Origin of the sequence: Paenisporosarcina quisquiliarum (assembly GCF_027563315.1) — a bacterium.
GTDB classification, from domain to species: domain Bacteria; phylum Bacillota; class Bacilli; order Bacillales_A; family Planococcaceae; genus Paenisporosarcina; species Paenisporosarcina quisquiliarum.
This window is the reverse complement of the sequence record NZ_JAMKBJ010000005.1, coordinates 16476-33968: the sequence shown is the minus strand read 5'-3', so window position 1 is coordinate 33968 and position 17493 is coordinate 16476. Positions and strand designations below refer to the sequence as shown.

Here is a 17493-nt window from a genome sequence, read left to right as displayed (position 1 = left end):
AATGGGGAGGTATATACGATGATTGATGTGATGAAGATGTTTAAAGCACGTTTGTGGATGAAAAGAAATGTCCCATTTTTATATTCCTGGCATGCATATGTAGGGTATGAACTTGATTTATTTAAAGCATTCGAACGAGGCGTGACGGCTGCCGATGTTGCAGATGCTTATCAAGTTGATGAGCCATTGCTTAATCAATGGGTAAATGTCGGCGTTTCGATTGGTCATTTAAAGCCATTAAGCCGCAACCGATACAAAACCGGTCCGATGTGGAAACTTCCACGACCTAAAGACGAATCTTCTTCGGGAGTTATTTTAAAAGAAATGATGGAATTACATATACCTAGTTTGCTTACGTATCCAGAGATGATGCGCAAGAAGACACGCAATCATTTTGATGAAGAAAAGCATGCAGACACAGTGGCCCAAACGAGTCGTTTACTGGAAGTTATTGCGTTGCCGAAAATTGCGAAACTCCTTAAAGATCATGACACACAAGACGTGCTGGATATTGGATGTGGAGAAGGTGGTTACATAAAACGTTTAGCTGAACGTTTTCCGAATTCCAGTTTCAAGGGCATTGAAGTGAGTGATTCAGTTGCTAAAACAGCACAGAATTTAACGGCTTCACTCGACAATGTATCCATTGAACAAGGTGATTTTTGGGAATATGAACCGACTCAAAAGTATGACTTAATATTAATGAACAATATCATTCATTATATCCCACCAGTAAAACGACAGGAGCTATTTGACCGTCTGACTGAGTGGTTGAATGACGATGGCGTGTTATCCGTTATTACACCGATTTCAGGTGGCCAGGAAAGTCCGCCATTTGTCGCGGCATTCAATAGTTTCTTCCATTCATTTGAAAACTTGCATCCTTTACCACAAAAAGAGCAGTTGGAAGAATGGGGAACTGAAGCAAAATTAACTTCATTTGGCATCCAGACTGTCATCAAAGAAGGAAGCTGGTATGCTGTTCAATACAAAAAAACCTCTAGTCAACAAGACTAGAGGTTTCATGTTATTCGGCTCTAGTGGGAAGAGCATTATTAATTTAGTCGTTTATCAATTATTTACGTAATGATCCCAATTCAGATGCGATGGCTTGCATTTCGCTTGGGCTGAATGTATCACGCTTCATGACCATTGTGTACAAATAGTGTAAATCTTCATATTGTGAGTCATCAAAATGCTCAGATTTCATAGCATCCACGTTAACCATACGAAGTTTTTCTTTTATTTGTTCAATCATGTATTCCACATTTTCTTGTGATGGTTGAGTCAAGTTCATTCGGGATTCCTGCCTTTCAAACAATATGGTTAATCATTTCACGGGACCGAAAGATTGTCAAATCCAATTCATTAGTTGTTTTAATGCGGAGAGAGTTGGGTATATTAAAGCACAATGATTATTACTACTTAGGAGGTTATTTATAATGATGAATGAAAGTAAATTATTTAAAGGCATGGTTGTTGGAGCATTGGCAGGAGCGGGAATGAGTTTACTTGATCGTGCGACACGTGAAGATGTTAAATATAAGTTGAAAACAGTATCTTCCGACGTGAAATATTACTCGAAGAACCGTGAAGACCTTAGAATGAAATTACAGGAAACAGCCGATAAACTACAAACGGTTTACAATCAGTTTTCCCAAGATGCTCAATATTTATCAGGTAAAGTGGAAGAGCTGAAAACGTTGACACCACAAGTGAAAACGTTGGTTGTTGATACGAAAGAAGCTTTTGAACATTCTAAAGAAGAATACAAAACGATTGTAAAAGACGAAGAAGATGAATTTACGATGCCAGTATTACCTGAGCATGTGTACGAAGAGAAAAAATTCTCTTAAGAAAAGGAATGATGGCATGGCTAACGAAGATCAACCAATTCAACCTAGAGGTAGTCAACCAACCCGATCATCATCAAGTTTTTTAAGTAAGTTGAAATTAATGCAGTTCAAAAAGAAAAACAAAGAACCTAAACATCCTTTTGATGTCACAACATCAAAAGGATTCTTTCAAGAGTTGTTGGCACGCATTCAGCATGTCGATGTAACAGCTCTTGGCGCACAATTGGCTTTCTTCTTTTTACTAGCGCTATTTCCTTTAATGATTTTCCTGGTGACATTACTGCCGTATTTAAATCTACAAGAGGACCAACTTTTTCATATTTTGCGTACTTATGCCCCAGACGATGTGTACAAACTGATTGATGGTACCTTAGATGAAGTGCTTAGCGACCGAAATGGTGGCTTGTTATCAATCGGGATTCTAGCAACTATTTGGTCAGCTTCAAACGGTATGAACGCACTAATCAAGTCGCTGAATCGTTCATATGATCTTGAAGAAACGAGACCTTTCTTTATTGCAAGAGCGATATCCGTTATATTCACTTTGTTACTTATTATGTTATTTGTTGTAGCACTTGTTTTACCGATTTTTGGCGAACAAATAGGTACGTTTATATTCTCGTATCTTGGCTATGAACAAGGATTCTTGACTGTCTGGAATAATATTAGATGGACCATTCCACCTGTCATGATATTTGTTGTATTCATGCTTCTATATTGGATTGCACCAAACCGCAAGTTGTATTTGAAGAGTGTCATACCTGGCGCAATCTTTGCTACGCTAGGATGGATAATCGTGTCACTGGCTTTCTCTTTCTATGTTAGTAGTTTTGCAAATTATTCTGCTACCTATGGAAGTATCGGTGGAATTATCGTTTTAATGATGTGGCTCTATTTCTCCGGAACTATTTTAATGGTTGGTGGACAAATAAATGCGGTGATGCAGGAAAGAAAAGAAAAATTAGCAATGAAAAAAGCAGGAGCTGTCGTTTAGACGCTCCTGCTTTTTATATGTTTCGATTCAGTAGACGCAAACTATTTAGAATCACAAGAATCGTACTGCCTTCGTGTCCAATGACACCTAACGGTAAATTGATGACTTGAAAGAAATTGCTGATGATCAAGATGAAAATAACAGTAATTGAGAAAAAGACATTTTGCTTAACAATGCGATTCATTTTACGCGACAACTGAATCGCATAATTGATCCGAGCCAATTCATTCTTCATCAGTACAACATCTGCAGTTTCCAGCGCTACGTCGGTTCCTTCGCCCATAGCAATACCAGTCGTGGCAGTTGCTAATGCGGGGGCGTCATTAATGCCGTCGCCAACCATTCCGACATTCCCGTATTTTGAGAGGAGTTCTTTCAGATGAGTTACTTTTGTTTCAGGCAAACATTCAGCAATATAGTGATCCACTCCTGCATCATCTGCAATCACTTTGGCAGTACGTTCATTGTCGCCCGTCAGCATGATGGTATAAACGCCTGATTCACGTAATAATGTGATGGCTTCCTTCGCTTCCAACCGAACTTGGTCTCTTAATGCTGCGACTGCGATGATTCCTTCGTCATCAGCAGCAAACACGACGGTCTTCCCTTGGTCGGCCAAGATGGAGGATATGCCATCGTGAAATTCTTTCGATGCCTCGGTGCCGACGAAACTCGGTTTTCCAACCTTCCATTTCTTTGAGCCGACCGTTGCTTCTATACCCCAACCGGGCACATCCTTCATATTCGGAATAGGAGTTGTAACGATTCCCTTATCTAAAGCAAATTTCGTAATTGCCTGTGCAAGTGGGTGTGTTGATTGTGATTCAATACTTGCCCAAGTCGTAAGGACTGAAATGTCATCCATTCCATCCCGGACAATAAAATCGGTGACTTCGGGTTTTCCTTGCGTAAGTGTCCCCGTTTTATCAAGCGCAATTGCTTTCATAGAACCGATATTTTCTAAATGCACGCCGCCTTTAAATAACAATCCATTTTTCGCACCGTTGGAAATGGCCGAAAGAGTTGCTGGCATAATTGATGCAACGAGTGCACATGGGGAGGCCACGACAAGCAGTACCATAGCCCGGTAAATCGTCGTTGTCCAATCCCAGTCAAATAGAAAGTGGGGAAGAAACATCATAATTCCCACAGATATCAGAACGATTTTTACGTATCTTCCCTCAAACTTCTCAATAAATTGCTGAGCTGGTGATTTTTCGCTCTGTGCCGACTGTACAAGTTCAATAATTTTTTGGACGAGCGATTCACTGCTTGATTTGTTCATTTCAATTGTCAACACACCATCTAAATTAACGGTACCGGCATATAAATGATCGCCTGACTGTTTCGATACAGGAATGGATTCTCCACTGATTGCGGCTTCGTCAACCGAAGAATTTCCATTAATGATTATACTGTCTACGGGAATTCGTTCACCCGGTTTAACAAGTAGTCGGTTTCCAATTCGCAAGTCTTTGACAGCAACCCGCTTTGATTGACCGTTTGCATCCATAAGCCATGCTTCTTCAGGCTGTAACTTCATTAATGCAGATAATTCGCGTTTGCTTTTATTCATCGTGTACGTTTCCAAAGCGCCGCTTAATGCGAAAATGAAAATAAGGACAGCGCCTTCGGTCCAATAGCCAATAATAGATGAGCCAATTGCGGCAAAAATCATCAGTAACTCAACGTTCAATTCTTTCTGGCGAACGGTGTGTAAAACGCCTTCCTTTGCCTTTGCATACCCGCCAATTAAAAAGGCGATTAAATACAAAGCAATGGATAGGGAGCTTTCCTCACCTTTACCAACAAACCAAGCGATTACAATCAATACGCCAGATAAAAGTGCTGCAATTAATTCGGCATGTGGCTTGATCCGACTGAGCATTGTCGAAGAAATATTGTGTTCGATTGCTTCCAATTTGCACCCCTCCTGATAATGAAAATCAATATCACAGTCCCTAAAATGTACGAAAAGCTGGCACTCCCATAGGGAATACCAGCATTTATTAGAATTTTTATTAATTTATAATCATTATAACATAGAGGTTTTTAAACAGGCAATCAATTAAATTATTTGTATACAGGGTCGCTGTATTGAGCTAATTTTTCAAGAGAAGATTTATCTACATCAGCATGTAAGCTATTACCATGAGAATCCATCGTTACAACTGCTGTGAAGTCTTCTACGCGTAAATGCCACATAGCTTCAGGAATCCCGAATTGCATTAAATCTACGCCTTCTACGTCTTTTATACAATCCGCATAGTATTGAGCCGCTCCACCGATGGCATTAAGATATACGCCACCGTGTTCATTAAGCGCTTCAAGCGTTTTAGGACCCATACCACCTTTACCCATAACCGCGCGAATGCCGAATTTTTTCATGATATCGCCTTGGTAAGGCTCTTCACGAATAGAAGTAGTCGGACCAGCCGCTTTAATATGCCATTTGCCTTCGTCGTCTTTCAAAACAACCGGACCACAGTGATAGATAATCTGGCCATTCAAGTCGAGTGGAGCATCATTTTCAGATAAATATTTATGGATGGCGTCACGGCCTGTATACATCATGCCGCTGATTTTTACGACATCGCCGACTTTTAACTGGCGAATTTCTTCTTCACTGATAGGAGCACGCAATTCCACAATACGAGAAGCTGCTTCTTCAGCAGACTGGTCTGCACCTTGGTCCTTGAATTCAACTTTTTCGCCTTCTTGGTATTGCCATTCATTGATTTCACCAGTTGAAGGGTTAATGTTGATTGCTAGACGACGGTAAGCCCAACAGTTGTAAGCTACGGAAACAAAGAAACTCGCAGGGATACGGTGCATGACACCAATCTTACAACCTAGTAAAGTAGCTTCTCCACCAAAGCCCATCGTGCCAATGCCAAGCGTATTGGCTTTTTCTACAATGTATTCCTCAAGTTCAGCCAGTTGAGCGTTAGGATTCACGTCATCTACAGAGCGGAATAATTGTTCTTTCGCTAAATCATAACCAGAAGAACGGTCGCCGCCGATTCCGACACCAATGAATCCTGCTGAACATCCTTGACCTTGTGCTTGATAAACCGAGTGAAGAATACATTTGCGAATGCCATCCAAATCACGTCCAGCTTTGCCGATTCCCTCAAGTTGAGCAGGAAGGCTGTACTGAATGTTTTTATTTTCACATCCGCCACCTTTAAGGATAAGCTTCATTTCAATGTAATCTTTTTCCCATTGCTCAAACTTTACAACTGGCACACCTTCGCCCAAGTTATCGCCACTGTTTTCCCCGGTCAATGAATCTACTGCATTGGGACGTAGTTTCCCATTTTTCGTAGCGGTTACCATGGCACGTTTGATTGCCGCTTTTATTTCAAGTTGGTTAACGCCGATTGGTGTTTTGATTTTAAAAGTAGGCAACCCAGTATCCTGACAGATGGGGGAGACGTTATCGTCCGCCATTTGAATATTGTTGGTAATTGTATCTAAACTCATCGCAGCGCGAGTGCCTGCATTTTCTGCTTCTTTTGCTTTACGGACTGCACGACGAACATCTTTCGGTAAATTTGTCGACGTTTCAGTAATCAAATCATATATGCTTTTTTCCAATGTTTCTAAATACATATGTGTAGACCCCTCTCATACATTGCTTAGTCATAATTCCATTTTTCATTATACTCTTTTCGGTTGGCTAAAAAAAGGAGTGGGTATCGTTTGGAAAGGAGGGGATTAAACACTGGACGGAAATTGTTTCTGTCTGGACGGAAAATTCGTGTGAATGGACGAAAATCGTTTCTGACTGGACGAAAACTGATTCTAAATGGACGAAAAACGGTGACGCCTAAAGTAAAGTGGCTTCCTGACAGGAAATAAAAAAGAGAGTACCTATAATTAGGCACTCTCCGTGAAATCATTCAGGACGGTTTTTGAATTGTTCCATCTTTTCTTCTAAGTCGTCCATCATCGCAATCAAGCGATCAATATCTTCAAGTTCAGTCGTTTCTGGTTCAATTGAATCTAATACTTCTAAGAATATGTGAAGACGTTCTTTTAAGTATGTGACTTGTTGGTCTTTGTTAGAAATTGACTTGCCCATGTGAGCCACCTCGCTTTACACATACATCGTAGCCCATATGCCATGAATTTTCAACTGTCAGTGGGACTTAAGAAATATTTTAATATTTAATGTATTTTGAATATTTACAAAAGTGAAATAACATGTTAAAGTTAACTTACTTCAACAAGAGAGGGGAGGGCCGAAGTGAATAGTCGAAACCAATCAATCAGTTAGAAGGAGGGGGTTCGAACATTTCACCGGCACAATAGCCGTGAATCGATATATGGATACTCAATTAGATAATAGTGATATTTAGAAGGCTCAGCCAATCATCTGTTCGCAGATCATCGACTGAGCCTTTGACATTGTCTAAATAAGTTCAAACGTTTCCACGACTTCGATTGATTGGTCAACAGAACGAACCATTGAACAATTTTTCTTTGTCAGATTCATTGCTTTTTCCACTTTTGTTTCTTCAAGTTGATCGCCTCTCAATTTGAAGTGGATGTGCACTTTTTCAAGACGACTTGCTTCCTCAGGGTTGCGTAACACTTCCAATACTTCGATTTCCATATCCTCAATCGGCATGCGCATTTTCTCGCACACTTTTCGCAGGACGCCTCCACTACAACCTACAAGGGAAGATACCAATAATTGATATGGTCTGAATCCTTTTGTTTCATCACCCGAGATCGTTAATTTACCAAACTCCAACTCTGTCTCTAAACCGTGTTCTGTCATCACATATTTCAACGCTAATCCCTCCTATATGATAGAATTGTACCGAAACTTGGTTGAAATGAACATGATTTCAACCCGTACGCAGGAGGTCCTTCATGAATCAGTTTACAGCTTTAGAAAAAAGAAGATTTTGGATATTAGTAGTCATTGTTTCGATATCAGGCTTTTCCCAAGGAATGTTGCTACCACTCATATCCGTCATTTTCGAACAAGATGGACTTTCTTCTTCATTAAACGGCTTGAATGCAACCGGTTTATATATCGGAACGCTTTTGATTTCTCCTTTTATGGAACAGCCGCTTCGTAAATTTGGTTACAAGCCAGTTATCATGGTCGGTGGAATGTTAGTTTTTGTGTCGTTGCTATTATTTCCATTATGGAAAAGTGTGATTTTCTGGTTTATTCTTCGATTGTTCATTGGAATAGGGGACCATGCACTCCATTTTTCGACTCAAACATGGATCACCAGCTTTTCACCCCAGCAGCGGTTAGGGCGTAATATCGCATTGTACGGTTTGTCATTTGGGATTGGTTTTGCGGCAGGTCCATTATTTTTACCGCTTGTCTCAATATACGAAGGCTTGCCGTTTATCATATCAGGGATTTTATGTATGGCAGCATGGTCACTAGTCTTTTTCATTGATAATGATTTTCCTGGTCATATGCATGAAACCTCTACCATGCGAGGGACATGGGCACGCTTTGGCGCAACGATTGGATTTGCGTGGGTAGCTTTTATTCCTCCGTTCAGTTACGGCTTTTTGGAGTCCAGTTTGCATGCGATTTTCCCTGTATACGCACTTCGCAGTGATGTTAACGTATCCATGGTTTCCATCATATTAGCTGCGTTTTCGACGGGAGGGATTCTGTCCCAGTTACCTCTAGGGGCTCTGAGTGATCGTATCGGTAGAAAGAAAGTGGTGTTACTTTCGTTATTTGGTGGCGCATTTTCCTTTAGTTTAGCAGCGATTTTAGAAAATAATGTTTGGACACTTATCGGTGCATTTTTACTTGCAGGATTATTCGTCGGCTCCACATTTTCTCTTGGAATTTCTTACATGGCTGATTTGACGCCGAAAGCTTTATTGCCGACAGGGAATTTATTATGTGGCATTTTCTTTAGTATTGGGAGTTTAACTGGACCATTTTTGGGCGGAGTGTTTCTCGAATACTTTGAAGGCTTCAGCTTTTTATGGCTCATTGCCTTATTTTTAATGACGTTAAGTTTATTAAGTTTACTAAAAACGAAAAAACAGCCTGTCCAATCGATTTGATATCGAAGGGATAGGCTGTTTGAGTTTGAGAGGCCTTTATAGATCTTTTGCTTTAAACGTGTCACCGTCTTCAATTGTTCCTGCTTCATATCCTTTTTTGAACCATCTCATGCGTTGCTCTGAAGTACCATGCGTAAAACTTTCTGGGACTACATAACCTTGCGTTTTCTTCTGAATATTATCATCGCCAACTGCACTTGCTGCAGTAATTGCTTCTTCGATATCTCCAACTTCTAGATATCCTTCGCCTTCTGCGTAATGGGCGAAAACGCCAGCATAATAATCTGCTTGCAACTCAAGTCGAATTAAATATTGATTGAACTCTTCTTCGCTCATTTTATTGCGCAGTGCCATTACTTCTTTGTTTGTGCCTAAAAGGGTCTGAACGTGGTGACCTACTTCATGGGCAACAACGTAAGCCATAGCAAAGTCACCAGGAGCTTGGAATTTCTTATTCAATTCTTCATAAAAGCTTAAATCAATGTAAAGTTTATAATCTCCCGGACAATAAAATGGTCCAACGGATGAGCCAGCTGCTCCACAAGCGGATTGGACTTGACCGTTATATAGAACCATAACTGGCTCCTGGTATTCAGTACCGGCTTCTTTGAAAAGCTCGCTCCAGACAGTTTCGGTATCTGCCAGCACTACTGAAACGAAGTCTGCCAGTTCTTTTTCCTGTTCGGTTTCTTCGTAAGTTCCAGCTTGGTTTGTATCGGTTCCCTGGATACTATTCAGAATGTCTCCAGGACCACCGCCACCTAATAAAGTCATAATAATAACAATAACAAGACCAATTCCACCGCCGGCAATTCCTATTCCACCGGCACCCATTCCTCTGCGATCTTCAACGTTCGCACTTTGCCCTCGACCTCTCCACTTCATAGCAATTCCTCCATCTATCCAATTTAGCTTTTTTCTTTTGCATAACTTATTGTCTTTATTCCCTAGAATGAAAAATAATAATCCTTCATTTTGAACAAAAAGAAAAAGCACGCTCGAGTGAGCATGCTTTAATAAATTTTCAACCAATAGGTCATCTGCGAAATCTTGAGAAGGTGTATTTTTAGGAGGAGTTACTGCAAATCAGAGATAACTATATGCAGTCCCAGTTATCTTTACCGAAACCCCAATTAAATTACTTGGAACCCCAGTTATTTTCACTGGAACCCCAATTAAACGCTTTCCAACCCCATTTAAAACTGCTTCAACCCCAAATAACCTGTTCTATTACAAGTTATTTTCGCTCCAACAAAGTAACGCTCTCGATTTGAGCCGTTTGAGGGAACATATCGACAGGCTGGATGTAAACAATATTGTAAACCTTACGTAATTCGCTTAAATCTTTTGCTAACGTAGATGGATTACATGACGTGTAAACAAATCTCTTTGGTCGCACATTTAAAATCGTGTGCAACAAACTGTCAGCTAAGCCAGTACGAGGTGGGTCCACAGTCAGAACATCAGGGGAAAACCCTTCACGACTCCATGTGGCAAGCCATTCTTCAGCAGTGCCGGTTTCGTATGTTGCATGAGTGAATCCATGTTTCTCTGCGTTTTTCTTAGCGTCGTAAATACTATCCGCAATGATATCCATTCCTCGGACTTCTTTTGCTTGATCGGCTAACCATAAGCCAATTGTTCCTACACCACAGTAAGCGTCAACAACGGTTTCTTGACCTGTTAATGCTGCTGCAAATTTAATTTCATTATATAAACGAACGGTTTGAGCCGGGTTCAATTGGAAGAATGCACGGGCTGATAAATCAAATGAAAGTTCACCTAATTCTTCGTGCAGTGTTTTTTTGCCATGAAGAACTATCGTACGTTCGCCAAAGATTAAAGATGTTTGTTTCGGATTGACATTTTGGACAATCGAAACAATGGCGGGATCGATGGCTGCCAATTTATCGATGAGTAGTTGGCGCTTCGGCAATTCAGCAAGTGTAGTTACAAGCACTAACTGAATTTCCCCAGTTTTAATACCGGTCCTCACTACGATGGTACGCACAAGACCATTACCAGTTTCGCTGTCGTAAATCGGTATTTTAAGCTTCTCGAGAATTCGTTTTACTGCATTCGTAACAAGCGTTGTATGTGGATGTTGTACGATACATTCATCGATATCGAGTAATTGATGTGTCCCTTCTGCAAAAAGACCAGCTTTCACTCGCTTGCCATCTTTACGCACCTGGAATTGACTCTTGTTTCGATAGTGCCATGGATTTTCCATACCGATAGTCGGTCGGACTTCAATATCGTTGGCTATGTCTTTGACGTAACGTTCAAGTGACTGAACAATCATGTCACGTTTTTCTTTCAGTTGTTGTTCATAAGTCATATGTTGTAATTGGCACCCGCCACAAGCTTCATAAACAGGGCAGGGTGGTTCTTGACGATGAGGTGAGGCTTTGCGGATTTTTAGAATAACCGCTTCAGCAAAATTGCGCTTGACTACCTGTACTTGAGCGGTCACTTCTTCTCCTGGAAGAGCCCCTTTAACGAAGACGACATTGCGCTTATAATAGCCAATGCCTTCTCCATTAATGCCAAGGCGTTTGATGGTCAGCGGGAATTTTTGGCCGACTTCGATAATGTTTTGTTGAGACAAATGGTTTCACGTCCTTTACTACTGGTTTCTACAGTATATAGGACTGACGGGTTAATGAAAAGACAACGGGAATTCAGTTGCTTCATTGACTAATGCGTCTAATGATGAGAATGTATAGCCTTTTGCTTTTGCGTCACGAATAAAATCAGGTAATGCCGCTGCATTATCTGGCGACACTGTATGCATCAATATGATGGCACCAGGATGAAGTTGATTCATCAAATGGTTATAAGCATATTCTTTACCTTGTGGACGATCTGCGTACCAATCAACAAACGCGACTGACCAGAACATATGGCGATAGCCGAGCTCATTTCCATATGCAAGTAATTTTTCACTGAAAACCCCTTCAGGTGGGCGAGCAAAGCGTGTTTTCTTGACCCCTGTTTTTTCTTCGAGAATTTGATCAAATTTTTCCCATTCTTCTTTCATTCGTGCTTCAGATAAATTGGCCATATTCGGGTGACCATATGAATGGTTGCCGATTTCATGGCCTTCTTTCACCATGCGTTTTACTAGGTCCGTAGCGCTTTCTACATAATGACCTGTCAGAAAGAATGTGGCAGGTGCTTTTTCTTTTTTCAAAGTATCAAGGATAGAAGCGGTGTAGCCATTCTCAAAGCCATTGTCGAATGTCAGGTATAGGATTTTTTCGTCGGGAGAACCTTTGTAATAAGCCCCATATTTTTTTAGGAGTTCATCAAATGCACTTCCAGCTTGCGCTTGTTTTTCTTGTTTTGATTTTTGGAATCCCCAATATAGAGATTCTGCATCTACCTGAAATGGATTCAATAAGATGCCCAAAGTCAATATTGCACATGAGGCAATGATGCCTACTGTATGTTTCCATATCATAAAAAACGCAACCTTTCTTTTCAGATAGGTTGCGTTGTCTCAATAATCTTATGCATAGATATTTTCAAGAGCACGCTGTAGATCAGGATGGGTGAATTTAAATCCATGTGTAAGCAACTTATCAGGAATGACTCTTTGTCCTTCCAATACAAGTTGACTCTTATCCCCAAGTGCAAGCTTCAATGCAATTGAAGGTACTGGAATCCAATGAGGTCGATGCAATACTTTCCCCAAAATCTCGCCAAAATCATTCATTTGTTTTGGATCGGGTGCAGTTAAATTGAATGGACCTGTAAAATCTTCGTTTTCAATGACATATAGAATTGCTTTGGCGACGTCTGCGACATGTACCCAAGAAACCCATTGCTCTCCTGTTCCAACTTTTCCGCCAACACCCATTTTATAAGGCAATGCCATGAGAGGAAGAGCACCTTGATCTTTTCCAAGGACAATGCCGAACCGTCCTGCAGCCACACGTGTTCCCAATTGTTCCGCCTCATTTGCTTTACTCTCCCAGTCCTCAACTGTTTTCGCGAGGAAATCCGACCCGCGAGCGGAAGAGTGTTCCGTATATGTTGCTTGTTCGGAAGGAGGATAAATGCCGATTGCGCTTGCATTCACCAAGACGGAAGGTTTGGTTGACACTGCTTTCAAAATACGTAGAACTTCATCCGTTGCTTTCATTCTGCTATCATATATTTTTTGTTTTTGTTCCGGCGTCCAACGTCCTTCATTAATGGATGCACCAGCTAAATTGATCCATGCATCCATTCCATCTAAATGTTCTTCCGGTTTGGCCCCATCTGCAAGCCATTTAATCATATGTACCGAGCCATCCGATTTCTTATCTGAACGCGTCAAAATATACACTTCATGACCTTTGTCAGTTAGTTGCTTCGTAATTTCCTGCCCGACAAATCCACTTCCTCCAGTAATCGCTACTTTCATTTATGATTCCTCCTTCATATAACCTGTTAGATGTATAATACCCTTTCTTCCATAAGTGTACGCAAATGAATGTGCCTCTAATAACGTGTATACTTGAACAATGAGGTGAGTTAAGTGTCAGTAATTACGAAGATAATGCGCCAAAAAAATAATCCTGAACGATATAATATTTATTTAGAGGAAAAATACGCTTTTGCAGTGGATGAATCTCTGCTAATCAAATACCAATTGTCGAAAGGCAAAGTGCTGGAAGATTGGGAAAGAGATGAAATCGTTTATGACGACGAAGTCCGGAAAGCCTTTAATAAAGCCCTTCATTTTCTAAGTTTCCGCATGCGCAGTGAACATGAAGTGAAAAAGAAGCTACTTGATGCTGAATACGGAGAAGCCGTTGTTTTGGAAGCCATTCAAAAATTGTACCAATTAGATTTCTTAAACGACGAATCTTTTTCGAAGGCATTACTTGAAACGCAAAAGAAAACAGGCAAAAAAGGTCCTCGCGCGATTCAACAGGAACTGAAGAAAAAAGGAATTGATAAATCCCTTCAGGAAGAAGTGCTTGAAACGTATACGGAGGAAGACCAAGCTAAAATTGCGCAAGGACTAGCAGAAAAAATTGCCAATCAGCATTCTTCCAAAACACCAAGGCAAGTGAAGCAAAAAATTCAAGACACCTTATTGCGTAAGGGCTATTCATATGCCATTATAAGCAAAGCAATTGAAGATATAGAATTTGAAACAGAACCCGAAGAATGGGAAGAAATGATTGCCGATCAGGGAGATAAAATCTGGCGCAAATTTTCTTCAAAATATACCGGATTTGATCGCAAACGCAGAGTGAAGCAAGCCTTGTATGTAAAAGGTTTCCCTGCAGAACAAATTGAAATGTTTATTGAAAAAAAGGAGCTCGAAGAAGATGGTAACTGAAAAAAAATATAGTCAAATGACTGAGCAGGAGTTACGCCAAGCCATTGCCAATTTATTGGAACAGGCACGAAAGGCAAGTCAACTTGGTCATGTAAATGAATATGCCGTACTGGAGCGAAAAGCCATTATGGCTCAGGCATATTTAGTAGATTCATCGTCGATTGTACCTGGAGAAATGTACCGTATTGAAGGAGATCCAGGCGTATTTTTCCATGTGGATTATTTAAAAGGCCGTTTTGCCTGGGGTTACCGACTTGGTGGGGAGAAATTTACTGAAGCTTTGCCGATCTCCATGTTGAAACCATTGAAGGAGGGAAAATAATATGCAACAGCAAATCGAACAATTAGTACAGGAACTTGCGGCAAAGAATGAGTCGCTGTCTGTCGCGAAAGCACGTGTTTGGATTGAATTATTATGGTCAGATTTTGAGTCATCTTATGCAAAAGCGGGCTATGATTACAAAGGATCTGAAGTAACCGAAAAAGTAATCCGTCAATGGATTGAAAGCTATGGCGAACGAATTCATGAGTTTGCAGGGAATAATCCGAAGTATTCCCATTTGCTAAAAGTAGACGACGACTCTATACAATAAGAAAAGTACACGACAGAGGTTAGTCCGTAGACAAACAATAAAATAAGCAGAAATTAACTGTATTTTATTTAAAGAGAGTATTAAGAAAATATTGATTTCCTTTGCGGCGGACGCGTTTCGCGGGCACGGCTTCAGTCTCCTCATCACTTCGTTCTTGCGGGGCCTTCAGCTCGTGCTGTTCCCGCTGAAGTCGCCGCCTCCACTCCAATCAACAGAAATCGTTTCTATCAGCGTGGTCCTACAAACTTATTAAGCAGGCAGATGGTTGGCTATTTCTGAAGACTCCTGCGGAAAAACGGAACAAGCTAGACCCCGCAGGCCGAGCCGAGGAGGCTAGCGTTTCGTCCGCGGAAAGCGAAAGAAATAGCCGACCATGTTCTTTTGCTATAGAGTGCAAAAGATAAGAAAAAAGTACACGACAGAAGGTGTCGTGTACTTTTTAGTCTGAAATGAAATCTAATTTCTTGTGGAGTTTTTCTTCGCTGAATATCCAACCGGTGTACGAATTGACGATTTGTAATTCTTCATTTAAATGGGCAACTGCAACAAATGGATAGTAGTCATTGCTTCGGTAGCGCAAATCAATGAGACGTACTTCGTGAATGTGATCATGATCAGTGATTTCCCATCGATAAATAGGAGAAAACGATATGAAAGCTTGTAAATTCTTGTCTTTGAGAGCAGCTTTTACAAGCGGAGAATCTGGAATCGTTTTACGATCAAAACGGTCGTAGATATTAATTGAACGTCCATATGCTCTTCCTACATAGTGATGCGTTTTAGAAATGGCTGCAATACGCCATTGGAAAAAACGGATAGTTGGAGCGATAATGATTTCTTCCGCTGTCGGAATTGTATTTTTGACCGCGTGTCTAACGGCGTGCTGTACTGCGAATCGTAGTAAATAATAAACAAATACGATTGCATACAATATGAGCATTGTGTAGACGGGATTAGCTCCGAATGCCCAGAACATCAAGGCGAACACATGTAGACCAAAAATAATGGGATCAAACGTATTGATTACGCCAAGGGCTACCCATTTATTGGAGAACGGGCGAAGCGCTTGAGTTCCATATGAATTGAAAATATCGACGAAAACGTGCAAAAAGACGGCTAGAAATGTCCATAACCATAAATGGAGAAAATCTGCACCAGGCATGATTAAATGAATGACACCCGAAATTGCGAGTGGCCATAATAATACAGCCGGAATTGAATGGGTAATGCCACGATGGTGGCGAATATATACCGCATTATTTCTTAATTTTAAAACTGTATCCACGTCAGGCGCTTGAGATCCGATAATTGTCCCGGCAATCACAGCTGTAGCAGTCATTGAATGATTAGCGACCACTGGGTCAATCATGGCTAGTCCACCTAACGCGATCCCCATGACAACATGAGTACCTGTATCCAACTGTATCCACTCCTTTGAACGGAGACTGCCCGAATAATTTTGTTCATCATAAGATATTTTTGATAAAATAACAACGGTTAGACTTCCGAGATTCCTTGCATTCTACAATTTGGTATACCCGAAATGCGGAGCATGTAATCAACAAGAATGTAGGTGAAAAGTATGAATGAATTTAACAAAATTGAATTTCGTAAATCGTTAATCGACTGGTATTTAGAAGAAAAAAGAAATCTCCCTTGGAGGGAAACATCCGATCCCTATAAAATATGGGTTTCAGAAATCATGCTTCAACAAACAAGAGTGGATACGGTCATCCCATACTACAATCGTTTTATTGAAGCTTTTCCTACAATTGAAGACTTGGCGAATGCCGATGAAGAAAAATTATTGAAGCAGTGGGAAGGTCTTGGCTATTATTCCCGTGTTCGAAATCTGCAAGCAGGCGTAAGGGAAGTGGTTGAGACTTATAATAGTGTCGTGCCATCCACAAGAGATGAGATATCTACACTGAAAGGTGTTGGACCATATACTGCTGGTGCAATATTGAGTATTGCTTACGGGCGACCTGAACATGCCGTTGATGGAAATGTCATGCGTGTACTTTCACGGGTACTTTTAATTAAAGAAGATATAGCAAAACCGAAAACGAGAAAAACATTTGAACATGCAGTTTCTGAAATCATTGACCCGCTGGATCCATCGTCGTTTAACCAGGGCTTGATGGAACTCGGTGCTACAATCTGTACCCCAACTTCCCCAAAGTGTCTGTTGTGTCCTGTTCGGGAAAATTGTGCTGCTTTTTATGCAGGTGAACAAAATGACTTGCCAATAAAGACGAAAAACAAAAAAACGAAAGCACAACATTATGATGTTTATATTGCCCAAAATGATCGCAAACAATTTCTGATGGAAAAAAGACTTGAAACAGGTCTGTTGGCGAACATGTGGCAATTCCCAATGGTTGAACAAATCATCAAAGATGAAGAGACTGTTCCACTATTGCAGAGTCGTTATGGGCTACATTTTACAAAAGAAATGGATTTAGGTTCTTTCAAACATGTCTTTTCTCATTTAACATGGGAGATGAATAGTTTCTCTGGACATGGAGTTGAAACAAGTGTACCGGAAACTTGTAAGTGGTTAACAATAGAAGAAATTAAAGAAGTTCCGATGCCAGTCCCGATGTTGAAAATCTGGCAGGCATATATGGAGAGGGGAAAATGACA

At 40.6% G+C, this 17493-nt stretch carries 18 protein-coding genes; 8 read left to right on the top strand and 10 right to left on the bottom strand.

Translation table 11 applies throughout. The annotated features are described in order from the left end of the window. Window positions 1-18 precede the first annotated feature (18 nt). Window positions 19-1017, top strand: coding sequence for a class I SAM-dependent methyltransferase (locus M9R32_RS07415; RefSeq protein WP_269926094.1), 999 nt, complete (start codon window positions 19-21; stop codon window positions 1015-1017). 58 nt (window positions 1018-1075) lie between these two features. Here the strand turns inward: M9R32_RS07415 and M9R32_RS07410 are convergent, their stop codons facing one another. Beyond that, window positions 1076-1297: a DUF1128 domain-containing protein gene (locus M9R32_RS07410; RefSeq protein ID WP_269926093.1), complete on the bottom strand. Its 222-nt coding sequence runs from the start codon at window positions 1295-1297 to the stop codon at window positions 1076-1078. 145 nt (window positions 1298-1442) lie between these two features. On the opposite strand from M9R32_RS07410, the gene M9R32_RS07405 reads away from it, so the two are divergent. Together M9R32_RS07405 and M9R32_RS07400 are read left to right on the top strand one after the other, a co-directional pair. Continuing rightward, window positions 1443-1856, top strand: coding sequence for a YtxH domain-containing protein (locus tag M9R32_RS07405; protein WP_269926092.1), 414 nt, complete (start codon window positions 1443-1445; stop codon window positions 1854-1856). Window positions 1857-1872: 16 nt separating this feature from the next. Continuing rightward, complete coding sequence (locus M9R32_RS07400; RefSeq protein ID WP_269926091.1) at window positions 1873-2850, top strand: YihY/virulence factor BrkB family protein; 978 nt, start codon at window positions 1873-1875, stop codon at window positions 2848-2850. 13 nt (window positions 2851-2863) lie between these two features. Here the strand turns inward: M9R32_RS07400 and M9R32_RS07395 are convergent, their stop codons facing one another. The 4 genes from M9R32_RS07395 to M9R32_RS07380 all read right to left on the bottom strand — a co-directional run bounded on the left by M9R32_RS07395 (window position 2864) and on the right by M9R32_RS07380 (window position 7651). Further along, a complete protein-coding gene (locus M9R32_RS07395) occupies window positions 2864-4738 on the bottom strand; it encodes a heavy metal translocating P-type ATPase (protein ID WP_269926274.1) in 1875 nt (624 codons plus the stop codon). Between the two features lie 185 nt (window positions 4739-4923). Then, the gene (locus M9R32_RS07390) at window positions 4924-6465 is read right to left on the bottom strand and encodes a fumarate hydratase (protein WP_269926090.1); all 1542 of its coding nucleotides are present in this window, start codon (window positions 6463-6465) and stop codon (window positions 4924-4926) included. Window positions 6466-6751: 286 nt separating this feature from the next. Further along, window positions 6752-6937 (bottom strand): SE1561 family protein, encoded by a 186-nt coding sequence (locus tag M9R32_RS07385; RefSeq protein ID WP_016429246.1) that lies wholly within the window; start codon window positions 6935-6937, stop codon window positions 6752-6754. A gap of 330 nt (window positions 6938-7267) precedes the next feature. Beyond that, entirely contained in the window at window positions 7268-7651 is a 384-nt protein-coding gene (locus M9R32_RS07380; RefSeq protein WP_269926089.1) for an OsmC family protein, read from the bottom strand. A gap of 83 nt (window positions 7652-7734) precedes the next feature. Here M9R32_RS07380 and M9R32_RS07375 point away from each other — a divergent pair, with 83 nt between their 5' ends. Next, a complete protein-coding gene (locus M9R32_RS07375) occupies window positions 7735-8913 on the top strand; it encodes an MFS transporter (RefSeq protein WP_269926088.1) in 1179 nt (392 codons plus the stop codon). Between the two features lie 36 nt (window positions 8914-8949). On the opposite strand, the gene ypfJ is transcribed toward M9R32_RS07375, so the two are convergent. From ypfJ to M9R32_RS07355, 4 genes are all read right to left on the bottom strand, one after another. After that, window positions 8950-9798, bottom strand: a complete 849-nt coding sequence (ypfJ, locus tag M9R32_RS07370) for a KPN_02809 family neutral zinc metallopeptidase (protein WP_269926087.1) — start codon at window positions 9796-9798, stop codon at window positions 8950-8952. A gap of 352 nt (window positions 9799-10150) precedes the next feature. Further along, window positions 10151-11524, bottom strand: coding sequence for a 23S rRNA (uracil(1939)-C(5))-methyltransferase RlmD (gene rlmD / locus M9R32_RS07365; protein WP_269926086.1), 1374 nt, complete (start codon window positions 11522-11524; stop codon window positions 10151-10153). Between the two features lie 51 nt (window positions 11525-11575). Then, entirely contained in the window at window positions 11576-12379 is an 804-nt protein-coding gene (gene pdaA, locus M9R32_RS07360; RefSeq protein ID WP_269926085.1) for a delta-lactam-biosynthetic de-N-acetylase, read from the bottom strand. Between the two features lie 48 nt (window positions 12380-12427). Then, the gene (locus M9R32_RS07355) at window positions 12428-13327 is read right to left on the bottom strand and encodes a TIGR01777 family oxidoreductase (protein WP_269926084.1); all 900 of its coding nucleotides are present in this window, start codon (window positions 13325-13327) and stop codon (window positions 12428-12430) included. A 114-nt stretch (window positions 13328-13441) separates the two neighbouring features. Here M9R32_RS07355 and recX point away from each other — a divergent pair, with 114 nt between their 5' ends. From recX to M9R32_RS07340, 3 genes are read left to right on the top strand one after another with little or no spacing between them, the layout of a single operon-like run. Further along, entirely contained in the window at window positions 13442-14254 is an 813-nt protein-coding gene (gene recX, locus M9R32_RS07350) for a recombination regulator RecX (protein WP_269926083.1), read from the top strand. After that, entirely contained in the window at window positions 14244-14576 is a 333-nt protein-coding gene (locus M9R32_RS07345; protein ID WP_269926082.1) for a YfhH family protein, read from the top strand. Before recX ends, M9R32_RS07345 begins: the two co-directional genes overlap by 11 nt. 1 nt (window position 14577) lies before the next feature. Continuing rightward, window positions 14578-14847: a YfhJ family protein gene (locus tag M9R32_RS07340; protein ID WP_269926081.1), complete on the top strand. Its 270-nt coding sequence runs from the start codon at window positions 14578-14580 to the stop codon at window positions 14845-14847. Between the two features lie 439 nt (window positions 14848-15286). Here M9R32_RS07340 and M9R32_RS07335 read toward each other — a convergent pair whose 3' ends face one another. After that, window positions 15287-16267, bottom strand: a complete 981-nt coding sequence (locus M9R32_RS07335; RefSeq protein WP_269926080.1) for a metal-dependent hydrolase — start codon at window positions 16265-16267, stop codon at window positions 15287-15289. 162 nt (window positions 16268-16429) lie between these two features. On the opposite strand from M9R32_RS07335, the gene mutY reads away from it, so the two are divergent. After that, window positions 16430-17491 carry an A/G-specific adenine glycosylase gene (gene mutY / locus M9R32_RS07330; RefSeq protein WP_269926079.1) on the top strand — a complete coding sequence of 354 codons (1062 nt, stop codon included), beginning with the start codon at window positions 16430-16432 and terminating at the stop codon, window positions 17489-17491. The last annotated feature ends 2 nt before the right edge of the window (window positions 17492-17493 follow it).

Coding starts and splice junctions, on each gene's coding strand:
- M9R32_RS07415 (WP_269926094.1), top strand. CDS start 19: ATGATTGATGTGATGAAGATGTTTAAAGCACGTTTGTGGATGAAAAGA.
- M9R32_RS07410 (WP_269926093.1), bottom strand. CDS start 1,297: ATGAACTTGACTCAACCATCACAAGAAAATGTGGAATACATGATTGAA.
- M9R32_RS07405 (WP_269926092.1), top strand. CDS start 1,443: ATGATGAATGAAAGTAAATTATTTAAAGGCATGGTTGTTGGAGCATTG.
- M9R32_RS07400 (WP_269926091.1), top strand. CDS start 1,873: ATGGCTAACGAAGATCAACCAATTCAACCTAGAGGTAGTCAACCAACC.
- M9R32_RS07395 (WP_269926274.1), bottom strand. CDS start 4,738: ATGCTCAGTCGGATCAAGCCACATGCCGAATTAATTGCAGCACTTTTA.
- M9R32_RS07390 (WP_269926090.1), bottom strand. CDS start 6,465: ATGTATTTAGAAACATTGGAAAAAAGCATATATGATTTGATTACTGAA.
- M9R32_RS07385 (WP_016429246.1), bottom strand. CDS start 6,937: ATGGGCAAGTCAATTTCTAACAAAGACCAACAAGTCACATACTTAAAA.
- M9R32_RS07375 (WP_269926088.1), top strand. CDS start 7,735: ATGAATCAGTTTACAGCTTTAGAAAAAAGAAGATTTTGGATATTAGTA.
- ypfJ (WP_269926087.1), bottom strand. CDS start 9,798: ATGAAGTGGAGAGGTCGAGGGCAAAGTGCGAACGTTGAAGATCGCAGA.
- pdaA (WP_269926085.1), bottom strand. CDS start 12,379: ATGATATGGAAACATACAGTAGGCATCATTGCCTCATGTGCAATATTG.
- M9R32_RS07355 (WP_269926084.1), bottom strand. CDS start 13,327: ATGAAAGTAGCGATTACTGGAGGAAGTGGATTTGTCGGGCAGGAAATT.
- M9R32_RS07345 (WP_269926082.1), top strand. CDS start 14,244: ATGGTAACTGAAAAAAAATATAGTCAAATGACTGAGCAGGAGTTACGC.
- M9R32_RS07340 (WP_269926081.1), top strand. CDS start 14,578: ATGCAACAGCAAATCGAACAATTAGTACAGGAACTTGCGGCAAAGAAT.
- mutY (WP_269926079.1), top strand. CDS start 16,430: ATGAATGAATTTAACAAAATTGAATTTCGTAAATCGTTAATCGACTGG.